This window comes from Halomonas sp. C10-5 (genome assembly GCF_057169305.1).
Window position 1 is genome coordinate 1,177,375 of sequence record NZ_CP175665.1, and the last position, 15,757, is coordinate 1,193,131.

Genomic DNA, 15,757 nt, shown 5'->3' on the forward strand with positions numbered 1-15,757 from the left:
ATATGGAGTCCTCCCCGTTTGCAAGCATGGGCACGATGGACGGTAGGTACGACTGCACACGTATATCCGGTCTTTCTAATGATACCAACGGCATCGGACCCTGATGGGCTATCCGCACGCCAGCTCCCAATCGGTGGTACGAGCAACTCGCTCTTAGGCATATAGGGGTTTGCTGACGTCGGTTCGACCTGTGCGCCATCTGCAGCATGCTCAGCAATCGTGATGGTGGGTTATCTCACTGTAAATCAAGTAAATTGAATGGGTTGGTGTTACGCCACATGCGCCGCCAACTCAGGGTCATAGTCACTGTCGTGACGTGTGATCGCCCAGGCGATGCGCGCCGTCTTGTTGGCCAGCGCGATGACCGCCACGTTGGCATGCTTGCGCTCAGCCAGTTGTCTGACCCAGTGGCTGAGGTTGTCCTCCTTGCCCTTGCTGTAACGCAGCACGGCGCGCGCGCCATGCGTCAGCAGGGTTCGTAGGTAGCTATCGCCGCGCTTGCTGATGCCCAGCAGGCGGTCGCGTCCTCCCGTGCTGTGTTGCCGGGGTGTCAGACCCAGCGAGGCGGCAAAATCGCGCCCGCGCTTGAAGGCCTGGGCGTCGCCCAGGGCGCCGGCCAACGCGCTGGCGGTCAAGATGCCGACGCCACGCAGGGCCATCAACCGCTTGGCGACAGGGTCTGTCTGGGCGTGGCGCTCGATGCGTTCTGTCACCGCGACGATTCGGTCATCAAGGTGGCGCAGATCCTCGGCGAGCCCCGCCAACAGGGCACGGAAGTCATCGGTCAAACCGTTCTCGGCGTCCTCCAGCCAGCCTGGCAGGGCCGCGCGCAGCTGGCCGATGCCGGTGGGCGCCACCAGCCCGTACTCGCCGATCAGGCCACGAATCTGGTTGGCCTTGGCGGTACGTTGCTGAACCAGTTCACTGCGGATGCGATGCGCCGCCTGCACGTCCTGCTGGGCGACCGTCTTGACGGCCACGAAGCGCATGTGGGGGCGGCCCATGGCCTCGCAGATCGCCTCGGCATCCACGCGATCGTTCTTGTTGCTCTTGACGTAGGGTTTGACAAACTGGGCGGCGATCAGCTTGGCGCGATAGCCACGCGCCTGCAGCGCACGCGCCCAATGGTGGGACGACGCGCAGGCTTCCATGCCGATCTCGGCGCCTGCCGGGACACGGTTGACGATGGCCTCCAGCCACTTGTCACGCTTGTATTTGCCGCGCCATTGAACCTGATCATGACGATCGACGCCGTGGACATGGAAGACAGACTTGGCAATGTCGACACCAACGCGGGTAATGTTCATGGGATGCGCTCCTCAGCCGGTGGCCTTACCCTCTCAGTGTGGCGCATTGGCGCCGAGGGTGGGGGGGGAGGACTCCATCCCATTGGTGGTGTGGGCGGACGGGGGCTAGCCCCCCTCCGACCCGATACCGCGTCAACAGGGAGAGGCGCCGTCCACGAAGAGGTGGCGAAGGCCCAGGAAGCCCTCGACATCCAGCCTGAGGCCCTGGTCGACCAGCGTCGGGTCGATGTATACGGTCACATCCCCCAACTCGAGGCGGGTATAGCGCTCGGGCGCATCCGGCGCCCTGACCTCGGCCACGGCGATATCGGCCCCGCCGCCACAGCAGCCGTGGCGCGGAGAGAGCCGCACCGTGGCCACGCCACCCTTCTTCTTCAGCCATTCCCTGGCGCGCTCACTCACCTCGATGGCCATGGCTCAGCCCCTGGCCTCGGCGGTGTGGCGGCCGGAAAGTGATGGCGAGTGCTGTTGGCGATGCGCACCAGGGCCAGCATCAGCGGCACCTCCACCAGTACCCCCACCACCGTGGCCAGTGCCGCGCCGGACTGCAGGCCGAACAGCGCGATGGCGGCGGCCACCGCCAGCTCGAAGAAGTTGCTGGCGCCGATCATGGCGCCGGGGGCCGCCACGCTGTGGGGCACCTTCCAGGCCTTGGCCCAGCCGTAGGCGATGAAGAAGATCAGGAAGGTCTGGATGATCAGCGGGATGGCGATCAGCACGATATGCAGCGGCGCCTCGAGGATCACATCGCCCTGGAAGGCGAACAGCAGCACCAGGGTGATGATCAGCCCGATGGGGGTGATCGGCCCCACCTTCTTCATGAAGACGTTGTCGTACCACTCGCTGCCGCGGCGGGCGATCAGGATGCGCCGGGTCAGGTAGCCGGCGGTGAGTGGGATGACGATATACAGCAAGACCGACAGCGCCACCGTGTCCCAGGGGATCGGGATGTTGGAGACGCCGAGCAGGAAGACCACGATGGGGGCGAAGGCGAACAGCATGATCAGGTCGTTGAGGGCGACCTGCACCAAGGTGTAGGCGGCATCGCCGCGGGTCAGGTAGCTCCACACGAAGACCATGGCGGTGCAGGGCGCCGCCCCCAGCAGGATGGCGCCGGCCAGGTACTGGCTGGCCAGGGGTTCGGGAATCAGAGGCTGGAAGACCACCATCAGGAAGAACCAGGCGATGGCGAACATGGTGAAGGGCTTGATCAGCCAGTTCACCGTGGTGGTGATGATCAGCCCCTTGGGCTGGCGGCGCACGCCGAGCACGGCGGAGAAGTCGATCTGCGCCATCATCGGGAAGATCATCGCCCAGATCAGGATCGCCACCGGGATCGACACCTGGGCATATTCGAAGCCCGATAGCGTCTCGGGCACCGCGGGAGCGAACTGGCCGAGCAGCACCCCGGCGACGATGGCCAGTGCCACCCACACCGAGAGGAAGCGCTCGAAGAGCCCCATGCCCTCCGAGGTGCTGGGCGAATGGGATTCCTGATGAGTGGTCATGGTGAGACTCCTGTCAGATGGTGCGCTGGTTGACCCGGGCGGAGAGCTCGGCGGTCGACTCCTTGCGTTCGGAGTAGCGGTCGGTGAGCACCTCGCTGCGGCCGCGGACCAGCAGCGTGAATCTCACCAGCTCCTCCATGACGTCGACGATGCGGTCATAGAAGGGCGAGGGCTTCATACGGTCGTTGTCGTCGAACTCCATGAAGGCTCTGGGCACCGAGGACTGGTTGGGGATGGTCACCATGCGCATCCAGCGCCCCAGCACGCGCAGCTGGTTGACCGTGTTGAACGACTGGGAGCCGCCGCACACCTGCATTACCGCCAGGGTCTTGCCCTGGGTGGGACGCACCGCGCCCAGCGCCAGGGGGATCCAGTCGATCTGCGCCTTCATGATGCCGGTCATGGCACCGTGGCGCTCCGGCGAGCACCAAACCATGCCTTCGGCCCACTCGGCCAGCGTGCGCAGCTCCGCCACCTTGTGGTGGGTCGCCTCCTCGGCGTCGGGCAGCGGCAGGCCGCGCGGGTCGAAGATGCGGGTCTCGGCGCCCATGGCGCGCAGCAGCCTGGCGGCTTCCTCCACCGCCAGGCGGCTGAAGGAGCGCTGCCTGAGCGAGCCGTAGAGCAGCAGGATGCGCGGCGCATGCTCGCGGTCCACGGGTATGCCCAGGCTGGCCGCGTCGGGCACTTGGAAGCGCTCGCGGTCGATGTTGGGCAGGTCGTCAAGGGGATGGGGCGTCACGGGGTGTCTCCTTGTGGGGCCTCTTCCCGGAGGACACGAAGGTGAATCTCCTCAAGGATCTTCCAAAATATATGGAAATCCATATGTAATCAATGCCACCACCCGGACACCAGAGCTTTGCGCTGGTCCGGGGCGCGCTGGAAGGCCGGCGAGACCCCGCTGGGGGGCCTGGGTGGGGAGATGCCTTGCGTTGGCCTTGAGGGAGTGGCGGGCCTGCTATCATGCCGCCTCCTGACCCTGAGGATGCCCCCGTGACCGCCTGCCCGACCCTGCGCCTCGACGGTCTGATGGCATCGCGGCGATGAGTCTCGTCCCGGCTACCCTGCTGCTGGCCGAGGTGGCCCAGGAGTGGCGCCCGCTGGCCTGGGGCGTCAGCCTGGGCGGTTTCGGTCTGGCCATCGGGTCGCTCGCCAACCTGATCGCCCTGCGTCTGGGCAAGCGGCCGGGGTTGTGGTGGGAGTTCCATCGCTGGTCGCTGCCCATGCTGGCAATGGGCCTGGCGCTTGCCCTTGCGCTGGAGCAGCTGATGGGAGCCTGAGACGGCCCCCGGAGGGGTCATGGCCGGTCGGGCAAGAAGTTGGCCACGAGGACGGCGAGCACCTCCGGGCACTCACGGTGGGGAACGTGGCCGCAGGGCAGGAGTCGCGGCTCGGCGGGCCCCGGGGTCCTGGACGCGATGCGACGCGGCTGCGCCAGGGAGCCGTACTCGTCGTGCTCGCCGTGGATCGCCAGGGTCGGGCAGCGCACCCGGGCCAGGGCGTCGTCGAGGGTCCAGCCGTCGAAGGCCTCGGAGTGCCAGTTGTCGACCCAGCTCCTCAGTACCCACTCGGCCTTGTCGCCGTGGTAACGCGCGAGCCGCCTCATCGCGCCCGGCTCGGCGAAGGCCGACTCCGCCTCGCGGATGCCGGCCAGGGTGAGCGGCTCGATGGTGGCCTGGGCCGCCACCGTTACCAGCGCCTCGCAGGCCTCGGCATGGGCACCGGCGATCTCGACCGCCATGCCGCCGCCCACGCTGTGCCCCAGCAGCACGAAACGCTCTAGCGCGAGCGCCTCGCGCAGCGTGGCGAAGCTGCCGCTGGCCTCGTCGGCGACGAAGGTGGCCGGCTGGGGGCCGGGGTAGGGGGCCGACTCGCCGTAGCCGAGCCGGTCGTAGGCGATCACCTCGCGGCCGCTGGCCTCGGCGAGCAGGGCAGGGAAGTCGCGCCACAGGGCGATACAACCCAACGAGTCATGGAGCAGGACGATGGGGCTGGCAGCCGGTGGTGTGCCCAACGGCCGCCAGCGGGCGACGTGGATGTCGCCCGCCGGGGTCTTGAGGGTGAAGGCCTCCATCAGTCGACCAGTTCGACCGCCACCGCGGTGGCCTCGCCGCCGCCGATGCACAGGCTGGCGATACCGCGCTTGCCGCCCCTGGTGCGCAGGGCGTGGATCAGGGTGGCGATGATCCGTGAGCCGGTGGAGCCGATGGGATGGCCCTGGGCGCAGGCGCCGCCGAAGACGTTGACCTTGTCGTGGGGGATGTCGAGCCCGTCCATGGCCAGCAGGGTGACCACCGCGAAGGCCTCGTTGATCTCGAACAGATCGACGTCGTCCACCGTCCAGTCGAGCTTCTTCATCAGCTTGTCGATGGCGCCCACCGGGGCGATGGTGAACTCGCTGGGGTGCTGGGAGTGGGTGCTGTGGCCCAGCATGCGTGCCAGCGGCTTGGTGCCCAGACGCTCGGCGGCGGCGCCGCTGGCCAGGATCAGCGCCGAGGCCCCGTCGGAGATGGAGCTGGAGTTGGCCGCGGTGATGGTGCCCTCCTTGGCGAAGGCGGGGCGCAGCGAACGGATCTTGTCGAGTTTGGCCTGGAAGGGCTGCTCGTCATGGCTGACGATGGTCTCGCCCTTGCGGTCGGTGATGGTAACCGGCGCCATCTCGGCATCCAGGTGGCCGGCGTTGGTGGCCTCCATGGCGCGCTCGAGGGAGGCGATGGCGAAGTCATCCAGGCGCTCACGGCTGTAGTCGCGGGCCGTAGCGATGTCCTGGGCAAAGACGCCCATCAGCTTGCCGGTCTCGGCGTCCTCCAGGCCATCGAGGAACATGTGGTCCTTGAGCTCGCCATGGCCCAGGCGGTAACCGGTGCGCGCCTTGGAAAGCACGTGGGGGGCGTTGGACATGGACTCCATGCCGCCGGCCAGCACAACCTCACCACTGCCCGCGCGGATCAGGTCGTGGGCCAGCATGGTGGCCTTCATGCCCGAGCCGCACAGCTTGTTGATGGTGGTGGCGCCGATGGCGTCGGGGATGCCGGCCTGGCGCATGGCCTGGCGGGCCGGGCCCTGCTTGACGCCGGCGGGCAGCACACAGCCCATGATGCCCTCGTCGATGCTGTCGGCACTGATGCCGGCACGCTCGATGGCGGCACGGATGGCCACCGCTCCGAGTTCGGGGGCGGTGAGACTCGACAGGCTGCCGAGCATGCCGCCCATGGGGGTGCGGGCGGCGGAAAGAAAGACGATGTCGTTGGCATGGCTCATGAGGGTTCTCCCGGAGTGGTGTGCGACTCCCGGTGGAGCCGCGTTGTGTTTGTAGGTCGAGGTCCCGGCTGGCCCCGTGCCGCGTTGACCCACCGGCGGGGCTGTGCTTTTCTCAGGGTCAACCAAGCAAGCGCTAGTGTAAATGTCGATGAATGTAATGAATGCATCCCCACGCCGCAAGGAGCTGACCCGCCTGGCCGCCCAGCTGTTCGTCCAGGAGGGCTTCGATCGCACCACGGTGCGCATGCTGGCCCAGGAGATGGGCATCAAGTCCGGCAGCCTCTTCCATCACTTCCGCGACAAGCAGGAGATCCTGGCCGCGGTGATCGAAGAGGGCACCGAGAATGCCCTGGTCATCGCCCGGGAGGCCCTTGCTCGCTGTGACAGCAGCGCCTCGGCGCGGTTGCACGCCATGGCCCGCGCTCACCTCGAGACCCTGCTCACCGACCGTAACGCCCATGTGGTCGCCCTCTACGAATGGCGTCGCTTGGACCCCGAGGCGCGAGATCACCTGAGCCACCTGCGCGACGCCTACGAGGCGCTGTGGGAGGAAGTGATCGACGAGGCCCTGGCTGAGGGGCTGGTCCATGGTGACCGCTTCCTTGTCTCGCGCTTCGTGATGGGAGCGCTCAACTGGACGGTGCGCTGGTATGACCCCAAAGGGCCGCGCACCCCCGACGAGCTCGCCGACGAGCTGGTCGCCATGATCACTCGCTCCGCCCCGACCGGCTGAAACCGGCGCATCCCGCGCCGGCTCGACCAACGTCTAGTCGCTTCTCCTGTTCACTGCCCTTGCCCTGTGCGGTCCGACTCGCTAGCGTAAACCTAGCGCTTGATAGGTTTACGCTTACGTTAACTGCAAACCATAACAACCACAAACCTTCCAACGAGGACAGCCCATGAGCACGCAAGCCCACATGCCAGAGTACCGTGACTATCTGGAGCGTTTCTCCATCGATGACGTCATCGCCCGGCTCGACGATCATCAGGACGGCAAGGCCAATGCCTTCGAGTCCTGCTGCGGCCGCCACCTGCGCGCCGGACGCGGCGAGGTGCTGGCCCTGGTCCAGGAGGATACCCAGGGCAACGTCAACCGGATGAGCTACGCCGAGCTCGAGGCCGAGAGTGCCCGACTCGCCGGTTGGTTCGCCGAGCGCGGCCTGGGCGTGGGCGACCGCATCGCCTGCATGCTGCCGCGCTCGCCCCAGCTGCTGGTGGCGATCCTGGCCACCTGGCGCATCGGCGCCGTCTACCAGCCGCTGTTCACCGCCTTCGGCCCCGATGCCGTGGACTACCGCCTGGGCCGCGCCGACACCCGGCTGGTGATCACCGATCACGCCAACCGCTTCAAGTTTGATGGCCTCTCCCAGTGCCCGCCGGTGCTGGCGGTGGGCGGGCCCAGCGCCGACCACGGGGAGGACCTCGACTGGGCCGATGCCCTGGCGCATGCGCCCATCGAGGCCACGCCGCCGCGCCTGGGTCGCGACGCCCCCTTCCTGCAGATGTTCACCTCCGGCACCGTGGGCAAGCCCAAGGGAGTGGCCGTGCCGCTTGCCGCCATGCCGGCCTTCGCCCTCTATATGGAGCTGGCCGTCGACCTGCGTGACACCGACCGCTTCTGGAACATGGCCGATCCGGGCTGGGCCTACGGCCTCTACTACGCCATCACCGGGCCCCTGCTGCTGGGCGTGACCACCCACTTCTGCGAGGCGGGCTTCAGCGCCGAGGGGGCGCTTGACTTCATGAAGCGCCATCGCATCACCAACTTTGCTGCCGCACCCACCGCCTATCGGCTGATGAAGGCCTCGGGCCTCTTCGATGACGCCCACCAGACCCTGGAGCTGCGCGCGGCGAGCTCCGCCGGTGAGCCGCTCAACAGCGAAGTGGTCACCTGGGTGGAGCGCTCCCTGGGCTGTCCGGTCATGGACCACTACGGCCAGACCGAGACCGGCATGACCTGCAACAACCACCATGCGCTGGCCCACCCCAAGCACGTCGGCGGCATGGGCGTGCCGATGCCCGGCTACCGCCTGGCGATCCTCGATGCCGAATACAACGAGCTGCCTCCGGGTGAGCCGGGTGTGCTCGCCGTGGACATCGCGAACTCCCCGGCGCACTTCTTCCCCGGCTACACCTGGCAGGAGAAGCACCCCTTCGCCGAGGGCTACTACCTGACCGGCGACGTGGTGATCCGCAACGAGGATGGCACCTTCCAGTTTGCCGGCCGTGACGACGACATCATCACCACCGCCGGCTACCGTGTGGGCCCCACCGACGTGGAGAACAGCGTGATGACCCATCCGGCGGTGGCCGAGTCCGCCGCCGTGGGCCAGCCCGACGAGATCCGCGGCGAGATCATCAAGTCCTATGTGGTGCTGCGCGAGGGCTTCGAGGCCAGCGACGAACTGGCCGAAGCGATCCGCAAGCAGGTACGTGAGCGGCTCTCTACACACGCCTTCCCGCGGGTGATCGAGTTCGTCGAGGAGCTGCCCAAGACGCCGAGCGGCAAGATCCAGCGTTTCAAGCTGCGCGCCGATGCCGTCGACAAGACCGAGGCACCGGCCCAGTAACTCCGAGGAACCCGATATGCAAGTCAAGGACAATACCTTCCTGATCACCGGTGCCGCCTCCGGGCTGGGGGCGGCCACCGCGGAGCGACTGGTCGCCGGCGGCGGCCGGGTGGTGCTCTGCGATCTCAGCGACGCCGTCCAGGCCCACGCCGAGCGCCTGGGCGACGCCGCCCGGGCGGTGCGCGGCGATGTCACCTCTGGCGACGACATCCAGGCCGCGGTGGAGGCCGCCGTCGCCCTCGGCGGCGAGCGCGGCCTCTCCGGTGTGGTGCACTGCGCCGGCGTGGTCAGCGTGGCCAAGCTGGTCGACCGCGAGGGCAACCCTGCCGACCTCGAGGCCTACAACCGCACCATCCAGATCAACCTGGTGGGCACCTTCAACGTGATGCGCCTGGCCGCCGCCGCCATGGCGAAGAACGCCCCGGGCGAGGATGGCGAGCGCGGGGTGATCATCAATACCGCCTCCATTGCCGCCATGGACGGCCAGGTGGGGCAGTGCGCCTACAGCGCCTCCAAGGCCGGGGTGGTGGGCATGAGCCTGCCGGCGGCACGTGAGCTCTCGCGCCACGGCGTGCGCGTGATGGCCATCGCCCCCGGCGTGTTCGAGACCCCGATGATGAGTGAGATCCCCGACGAGGCCGCCCAAGCCTTGGCCGCCGCCGTGCCCTTCCCCAAGCGGCTCGGCAAGCCCGACGAGTACGCCCGCCTGGCCGAGCAGATCATCACCAACCCCATGCTTAACGGCGAGGTGATCCGCCTGGACGGCGGGATTCGCATGCAGTAGGGCCTTCGGCGAGCTGCAAGCCACAAGGAGCAAGCTTCAAGGAAACCCCTTGGCTTGCTCCTTTTTTCATTTTGCTCATGGGTGGCATCCCTTGCGCCTTGTCGCTTGAGGCTGGAATTTAAACGAACGCTTGACTCCCCATTCTTGCGCGCGTAATTTCAAACGCATGTTTGAAAGTGGCCGTCGCCACTTTTCGTGACTGACCGCTGGCGACACTTCTCGTGGCCAGGCGTGGAATTGGAGAGTTGAGATGCCCGACTATCAGGCCCCCCTGCGCGATATCCGCTTCGTCATGGACGAGCTGCTGGACTACCCGGCCCACTACGCCAGCCTGCCTGGTGGCGAGGAGGCCAGCCCCGACGTGGTGGCGGCCATCCTGGAGGAGGGCGGGCGTTTCGCCCGCGAGGTGCTGCTGCCGCTCAACCAGAGTGGCGACCAGGAGGGCTGCCTGCTGGAGGGTGGTGAGGTGAAGGCGCCGAAGGGCTTCAAGGAGGCCTATGCCCAGTTCGTGGAGGGCGGCTGGCCGAGCTTGGCTGCGGACCCCGCCCACGGCGGCCAGGGGTTGCCACACTCGCTGGCCATGGTGCTCAACGAGATGATCTGCTCCACCAACCTGGCCTGGGGCATGTATCCGGGGCTCTCCCACGGCGCCGCCGACGCCCTGCGCCACCACGGCACCGAGGAGCAGCAGGCCACCTACCTGACCAAGCTGGTGGAGGGCACCTGGACCGGCACCATGTGCCTGACCGAGCCCCACTGTGGCACCGACCTCGGCCTGATCAAGACCCGTGCGGTGCCCACCGATGACGGCGCCTATGACATCACCGGCACCAAGATCTTCATCTCCGCGGGTGAGCACGACCTGGCCGAGAACATCGTCCATCTGGTGCTGGCCAAGCTGCCCGACGCCCCCGAGGGTTCCAAGGGCATATCGCTGTTCGTGGTACCCAAGTTCCTGCCCGATGCCGACGGCAACCCGGGCGAGCGCAACGGCGTGGTGTGCGGGTCGCTGGAGCACAAGATGGGCATCCACGGCAACGCCACCTGCGTAATGAACTTCGATGCGGCGAAAGGCTTCCTGGTAGGCGCGCCCAACAAGGGCCTGGCCTGCATGTTCACCATGATGAACGCTGCCCGCATCGGCGTCGGCATCCAGGGACTGGGCCTCACCGAGGCAAGCTTCCAGAACGCCCTGGCCTATGCCCGCGACCGCCTGCAGATGCGTGCGCTCTCCGGACCCAAGGCGCCGGAGAAGGCCGCCGACCCGATCATCGTCCACCCGGACGTGCGCCGCATGTTGCTGACCCAGAAGGCCTTCGCCGAGGGTGGCCGGATGCTGGTGCTCTACACCGCGCAGATGATCGATATCGTCGAGCACGGCACGGATGCTGCCGAGAAAGAGCGCGCCGAGACCCTGCTGGGCCTGCTGACTCCGATCGTCAAGGCGTTCCTCACTGAGGCGGGCTTCGAGGCCACCAATGAGGGCGTTCAGGTGTTCGGCGGCCACGGCTTCATCCAGGAGTGGGGTATGGAGCAGCTGGTGCGCGATGCGCGGATCACCCGCCTCTATGAGGGCACCACTGGCATCCAGGCCCTCGACCTGCTGGGCCGCAAGGTGCTGATGAGCCAGGGCGAGAGCCTCAAGGTGTTCACCAAGGAGATCCACAAGTTCTGCCAGGCCGAGGAGGGCAACAGCGAGCTGGCCGAGTTCGTGCGCCCGCTGGCCAAGCTCAACGCCGAGTGGGGCGAGATGACCATGGCTATCGGCATGAAAGCGATGACCGACCGCGAGGAGGTGGGCGCGGCCAGCGTCGACTACCTGATGTACTCCGGCTACGTGACCCTGGCCTATCTGTTCGCTCGCGCGGCAAAGCAGGCTAGGGCGGCGCTGGCCGAAGGCACCGAGGAGGGCGCCTTCTACCGTGCCAAGCTCGATACCACACGTTTCTTCTACCAGCGGCTGGTGCCACGCACCCGCGCCCACAAGGGAGCCATCGAGGCCGGCGCCGAGCCGCTGATGGCGATCAGCGCCGAGGACTTCGGCCTGGGGTTTGAAATCTGAGTCGATTTATGGACTTGCGTTCATAACGGCGAACGACAGGCGGCGGGGGCTTCCCTCGCCGCCTTGTTCGCGTTGAACAGCATGCTACGGAGGGAGTTTGCTCCGCTGACGAGTAAGGAGGACGATGCGGAGTAGAGCGTCGGGCCATCTGCCTTGCGGTAACAGCGGAGTGACTGCCTCATGCGTGTCTTTGCCAACCCGGTCGGTGCCGGGTCCCTCTGGTTCGATAACCTCGCCACCGCCGACGGCACGCCCGTCGCCTATGACCCACAGGCCAGGGCGTTTCTGCCCATGCCGCCGTTCTGCGTCAATCGTGAGGTCATCGGCTGCAACTGGATCGCCCCGAAACAGGGCGCCTTCTGCCGCTCCTGCGCCATGACCGCACTGGCGCCGGATCCCGCCATCCCCGATGCCATGCCGAACTGGGCGCAGACCGAGGCCGCCAAGCGCTGGGTGCTCGACAACCTGGGGCGCTGGCACTGGTTCCGGCCCGAGGATCCCGGTGCTCCGCCGGTGTTTCATATGCTGGCCGAAGGTCCGACCCCGGTGGCCATGGGTCATGCCGGGGGGGTGGTGACAATCAGCGTGGCCGAGGCGGATGCGGTGCTGCGCACCACGCGTCGGGAGGCCCTGGAAGAACCTTACCGCACCATGATCGGCCATATGCGCCACGAGATCTCGCATATGCTCTGGTGGCGGCTCAGCCTGCGGGAGGACTTCCTTGATGCCTTCCGCAACATGTTCGGCGACGAGCGAGTGGACTACCCCAGAGCGCTCCAGCAGTACTTCAACGACGGTCCACCACCCGGCTGGCAGTCGAGTTTCCTGACCGCTTATGCCTCGGCGCATCCCCACGAGGACTGGGCCGAGACCGCCGCCCACCTGCTGCATCTCACCGATATCACGGATAGCTTCGTGGCGGCTGGCCTCTCCTCGCCGGAGCTGCCGAGTCCCCACTGGGACCCCTACATGGAGCCCGACGCCGAGCGCCTGATCCATGTCGCGGCAAGCCTGGTGGCGGGAGTCAACCACGTCAATCGCTCCATGGGACTCTCCGACCTCTATCCCTTCGTGCTCTCGGATGCCGCACGCCAGAAACTGGTCTTTGTGCATGACTGGCTGCGTCGCGGTGCTCAGGGTCTGTGAACCGACATCGGTCGAGGCATGCTGATCGTTTTGACGCTCCGTCGCATGTCGACCACTTCAGGAGGAATCGTCCATGTCTCGATCCATCCGCCTGCAGCAGCTGATTCGCCAGCTGCGCCACCGTCAGGAGCCCGTACCCGGTCCCGAGCTTGCCGAGGCGCTGGGCATCTCGCTGCGCACGCTCTACCAGGAGATCGCCGTGCTGCGCGCGGTGGGTATCGAGGTGGTCAACCAGCCCGGCGAGGGGTATGTGCTGCCGCCCGAGGTGACGCTGCCGCCGCCGGCACTGGGGGAACCCGAAGGGAGCCAGCACACCGAGGGTGCCTCGTCCGAGGCGGCGCCCGCCGAGCTGGTCTTCTACACCAACCCGTTGTCGCGGGGCGGCATCGTCCACTGGATGCTGGAGGAGCTCGGCGTCAACTACCGCATGGTGGCCCTCGAGTACGGTGCCGCCATGAAGGCTCCTGACTATCTGGCGATCAATCCGCTGGGCAAGGTGCCCGCCATCCGCCATGGCGACACCGTGGTCACCGAGGCCGCGGCGATCTGTGCCTATCTGGCGGATGCCTTCCCCGAGGCGGGGCTGGCGCCGCCGCTGTCTGCCAGGGGCGACTACTACCGCTGGCTCTTCCTTGCAGCCGGGCCGCTGGAGAGCGCAATAGCCCTCAATGACCTGGGTGTGCAGCCCACGGCGGAGCAAAAGATGCGGCTGGGCTGCGGCGACTACTGGACGCTGGTGGAAGCCCTGGCCGGCGCCGTGGCGGGAAAGTCCTACATTGCCGGCGATGTTTTCAGCGCGGCCGATGTCTACGTGGGCTCTCACATCGGCTGGGGTATGCAGTTCGGCACCCTGCCGCGGCGCCCCGAGTTCGAGGCCTACTGGGCCGGGTTAAGCCAGCGCGCGGCCCATCAGCGTTGTGAGGCTTTCGTGCAACAGGCCCTGGCCAGCGGCTGAGCCGGCAGCGAGACCCTCAGGCGCCGTGCAGACGGCGGTGCAGCTCGCGGATCCGCTCGGCGAAGGCCGGCACCGGCCCCTCGACCGCCGCGTTCGGCACCACCTGCCGTATCGGCAGCGGGGCCACCGGCGCCGGCGCAACGCCCATCTCCTCGAGCCAGCCGATGAGCTGCTGCGAGGAGCTGGCGTAGACGATCCGTCCCAGGCCTACCCAGCCGTGGGCTGCCGCGCACATGGGGCAGTGCTCGCCCGAGGTGTATACCGTGGCCCTGGCGCGCTGCTCTGGCGTCAGGTGCTCCGTGGCCCAGCGTGCCAGGAAGAACTCCGGGTGCTGGGTGGCATCCCCGCCGGCCACATGGTTGTGGTCCTCCGCCAGCACCTCGCCGTCGCCGCTCACCAGCACTGAGCCGAACGGCTCGTCGCCCGCCTCCAGGCCCTTCTCCGCCAGTGCCACGCAGCGCTCCAGGTGGGTCATGTCCGTGTCGTCGATCATGATCAGGGCTCCTTGGGTTCCGTGTGAGCCACCAGCATACTCCACGCCCGGCGCTGGCCAAGCCGGGTCCCGGTTCGGCAGGGTCGCCTGCGGCTGCCACACTGTGGCCACCCCCTTCCCGAGGAGCCAAACATGAGCAATGGACCCTATGTGCAACTCGACTGCGGCTGCGGTGCCGTCTCGCTGCTGGTGTGCGGCGGCTCCCTCGGCCAAGGCCGGGATACCGAGGGTGAGCCCGTGAGCCTCTGGCCCCTGGCCGCAATCCAGCTCGCTCAGGGCGCCAGCGAGCTAGAGGTATCGGCAGAGGGGAGCGACCTTGAAGTCTGGCGATGCCGGCACTGCGGCGAGCACCTTCTGCACGCCGATGACGAGGCCGGTATGGCGGTGCTGGCGGGTAATCCCGAAGACATCTATGGGCCTGGTGTGGCTTTGATCACGTGACAACGTCACCGGCTCGAGGCACTGGGCTATCGGCTTGACGTCGGAACCTAGCGGCGGGGCATCGCGGGCGAAAGAATAGGGGAGGCGTAATGCCTCCCCTATGGGGTTAGGTGCTGCGTAGATCGCAGCTGACTGCTGGGTTGAAGGGCTCCAGGTTGCCGCTCGGATTCTCGCGGAACCAGACGTGCTGGTCGTAGTGGGGTTCGAAGCCGTGGGCCTGGTCGCCGGGGATGACTGGGTCATCGGCCATGTAGTCCCAGCGGCGGCCCAGCAAGCTTGGTGGCTCATCGTTGCCGGCCTCCTGCCAGGCCCGCGCGAACACCAGGTTCTCGATGCCCACCAGCACCATGGACCCGTCCGCCTGGGGCTCGTAGAGCAGGATGGCGGGGGGCATGAAGTCGGTATGAGTGCCGTTGCCGTTTACGCGTGGCTCGGTGGTGGTGAGGCCCAGCAGGTCAGGGCGCAGGTAGTGGATGCCCATGTGCCCGAGTTCTGGCGGCAGGCCATGAGCTCCGGCTTTCACGCACTCGCCGGAGGGATCCGGCACATAGCCTTCCGCCAGGGCTACGTTCACGTCTTCGAAGCGCTGCGTGGCGGTGCGCAGTGTCTCGATCATCGTTTCGGTGTCGTCGGCCATCAGTGGTGCATTCGACAGAGTTGCTGCCAAAAGCCCGATGGCGATGACGCCGCCCCGCAGGATGCCACTCATTTCGTGATCCTCCAGGTGAACCGGGCAGGCCTGCTTGCTGCTGGCGCCCGGTACGAATGCGCTGCTGCCGGTGAGGCAGGCCAGGCGCGAAGGGCGGTCCATCCCTATCAATATAGCCAGCGGAGACCCCGTGTGCCGGTGCTCATTGAGCACCCTGGTTCGTGGACAGGGCAGGCGTGGCAGTCCGAAGCCCCCTGAGCTAGGCTGGAATGGCTGGCAGGAGAGCAAGGCCCGCAAAAGGCCGGCGCAGGGGGCAGGGATGCAGGATGATGACGAGACTCAGCAGACGCAACGCTTCACCGGCGTTTTCTCGGAGCACGGGCGACGCTCCCGTTTCGGAAAAACGCCGGTTTTATTTTGGATTTCTGATGTCTGGTTTTGACCCTGAATTCAAGTAATAAACGCAGCACCTGCGGTATCCAAGGCTCCTGAGTATTTTCCCTATGAACACCTGCGCCGGTGTCCGAAAGCTGAGACGCTTTCGGGGGCACTCATTCAGCTTCTTGACCATCTTGCCCGTTTCT

16 protein-coding genes and 1 pseudogene are annotated in these 15,757 nt (G+C 66.8%); 8 read left to right on the top strand and 9 right to left on the bottom strand.

The annotated features are described in order from the left end of the window. Nucleotides 1-269: 269 nt before the first annotated feature. The 4 genes from ACJ7IV_RS05540 to arsH all read right to left on the bottom strand — a co-directional run bounded on the left by ACJ7IV_RS05540 (nt 270) and on the right by arsH (nt 3,554). Complete coding sequence (locus ACJ7IV_RS05540) at nt 270-1,307, bottom strand: IS110 family RNA-guided transposase (protein WP_483865541.1); 1,038 nt, start codon at nt 1,305-1,307, stop codon at nt 270-272. A 132-nt stretch (nt 1,308-1,439) separates the two neighbouring features. Further along, nucleotides 1,440-1,721: a CC/Se motif family (seleno)protein gene (locus ACJ7IV_RS05545; protein ID WP_483866131.1), complete on the bottom strand. Its 282-nt coding sequence runs from the start codon at nt 1,719-1,721 to the stop codon at nt 1,440-1,442. Further along, nucleotides 1,706-2,815 carry an ACR3 family arsenite efflux transporter gene (gene arsB, locus ACJ7IV_RS05550; RefSeq protein WP_483866132.1) on the bottom strand — a complete coding sequence of 370 codons (1,110 nt, stop codon included), beginning with the start codon at nt 2,813-2,815 and terminating at the stop codon, nt 1,706-1,708. The genes ACJ7IV_RS05545 and arsB overlap by 16 nt, the downstream gene beginning before the upstream one ends. A 13-nt stretch (nt 2,816-2,828) precedes the next feature. Next, entirely contained in the window at nt 2,829-3,554 is a 726-nt protein-coding gene (arsH, locus tag ACJ7IV_RS05555) for an arsenical resistance protein ArsH (protein ID WP_483866133.1), read from the bottom strand. Between the two features lie 301 nt (nt 3,555-3,855). On the opposite strand from arsH, the gene ACJ7IV_RS05560 reads away from it, so the two are divergent. Then, entirely contained in the window at nt 3,856-4,092 is a 237-nt protein-coding gene (locus ACJ7IV_RS05560; protein ID WP_483866134.1) for a hypothetical protein, read from the top strand. Nucleotides 4,093-4,109: 17 nt separating this feature from the next. Here ACJ7IV_RS05560 and ACJ7IV_RS05565 read toward each other — a convergent pair whose 3' ends face one another. After that, nucleotides 4,110-4,886 carry an alpha/beta fold hydrolase gene (locus ACJ7IV_RS05565; protein ID WP_483866135.1) on the bottom strand — a complete coding sequence of 259 codons (777 nt, stop codon included), beginning with the start codon at nt 4,884-4,886 and terminating at the stop codon, nt 4,110-4,112. Further along, on the bottom strand, nt 4,886-6,073 hold the full coding sequence (locus tag ACJ7IV_RS05570; RefSeq protein WP_483866136.1) for an acetyl-CoA C-acyltransferase: 1,188 nt from the start codon (nt 6,071-6,073) through the stop codon (nt 4,886-4,888). The genes ACJ7IV_RS05565 and ACJ7IV_RS05570 overlap by 1 nt, the downstream gene beginning before the upstream one ends. Before the next feature lie 157 nt (nt 6,074-6,230). Here ACJ7IV_RS05570 and ACJ7IV_RS05575 point away from each other — a divergent pair, with 157 nt between their 5' ends. The 6 genes from ACJ7IV_RS05575 to ACJ7IV_RS05600 all read left to right on the top strand — a co-directional run bounded on the left by ACJ7IV_RS05575 (nt 6,231) and on the right by ACJ7IV_RS05600 (nt 13,590). After that, nucleotides 6,231-6,806 (top strand): TetR/AcrR family transcriptional regulator, encoded by a 576-nt coding sequence (locus ACJ7IV_RS05575; RefSeq protein WP_483866137.1) that lies wholly within the window; start codon nt 6,231-6,233, stop codon nt 6,804-6,806. Nucleotides 6,807-6,972: 166 nt separating this feature from the next. Then, nucleotides 6,973-8,643, top strand: coding sequence for an AMP-binding protein (locus ACJ7IV_RS05580; RefSeq protein ID WP_483866138.1), 1,671 nt, complete (start codon nt 6,973-6,975; stop codon nt 8,641-8,643). A 16-nt stretch (nt 8,644-8,659) separates the two neighbouring features. Continuing rightward, nucleotides 8,660-9,427, top strand: a complete 768-nt coding sequence (locus ACJ7IV_RS05585) for an SDR family NAD(P)-dependent oxidoreductase (protein WP_483866139.1) — start codon at nt 8,660-8,662, stop codon at nt 9,425-9,427. Between the two features lie 250 nt (nt 9,428-9,677). Further along, nucleotides 9,678-11,489 carry an acyl-CoA dehydrogenase C-terminal domain-containing protein gene (locus tag ACJ7IV_RS05590; RefSeq protein ID WP_483866140.1) on the top strand — a complete coding sequence of 604 codons (1,812 nt, stop codon included), beginning with the start codon at nt 9,678-9,680 and terminating at the stop codon, nt 11,487-11,489. Nucleotides 11,490-11,669: 180 nt separating this feature from the next. Then, nucleotides 11,670-12,635 carry a zinc-binding metallopeptidase family protein gene (locus ACJ7IV_RS05595; RefSeq protein ID WP_483866141.1) on the top strand — a complete coding sequence of 322 codons (966 nt, stop codon included), beginning with the start codon at nt 11,670-11,672 and terminating at the stop codon, nt 12,633-12,635. Between the two features lie 73 nt (nt 12,636-12,708). Then, nucleotides 12,709-13,590 carry an HTH domain-containing protein gene (locus ACJ7IV_RS05600; protein ID WP_483866142.1) on the top strand — a complete coding sequence of 294 codons (882 nt, stop codon included), beginning with the start codon at nt 12,709-12,711 and terminating at the stop codon, nt 13,588-13,590. A 16-nt stretch (nt 13,591-13,606) separates the two neighbouring features. On the opposite strand, the gene ACJ7IV_RS05605 is transcribed toward ACJ7IV_RS05600, so the two are convergent. After that, nucleotides 13,607-14,083, bottom strand: a complete 477-nt coding sequence (locus ACJ7IV_RS05605) for a nucleoside deaminase (protein ID WP_483866143.1) — start codon at nt 14,081-14,083, stop codon at nt 13,607-13,609. 132 nt (nt 14,084-14,215) lie between these two features. Between ACJ7IV_RS05605 and ACJ7IV_RS05610 the strand changes: the two genes are divergently transcribed. After that, nucleotides 14,216-14,524, top strand: coding sequence for a hypothetical protein (locus ACJ7IV_RS05610; RefSeq protein WP_483866144.1), 309 nt, complete (start codon nt 14,216-14,218; stop codon nt 14,522-14,524). 106 nt (nt 14,525-14,630) lie between these two features. Here the strand turns inward: ACJ7IV_RS05610 and ACJ7IV_RS05615 are convergent, their stop codons facing one another. Together ACJ7IV_RS05615 and ACJ7IV_RS05620 are read right to left on the bottom strand one after the other, a co-directional pair. Then, nucleotides 14,631-15,233 carry a hypothetical protein gene (locus ACJ7IV_RS05615; RefSeq protein ID WP_483866145.1) on the bottom strand — a complete coding sequence of 201 codons (603 nt, stop codon included), beginning with the start codon at nt 15,231-15,233 and terminating at the stop codon, nt 14,631-14,633. Between the two features lie 390 nt (nt 15,234-15,623). After that, nucleotides 15,624-15,741 (bottom strand): annotated as a pseudogene (locus ACJ7IV_RS05620) (IS30 family transposase); the annotation flags it as partial. Nucleotides 15,742-15,757: the final 16 nt, after the last annotated feature.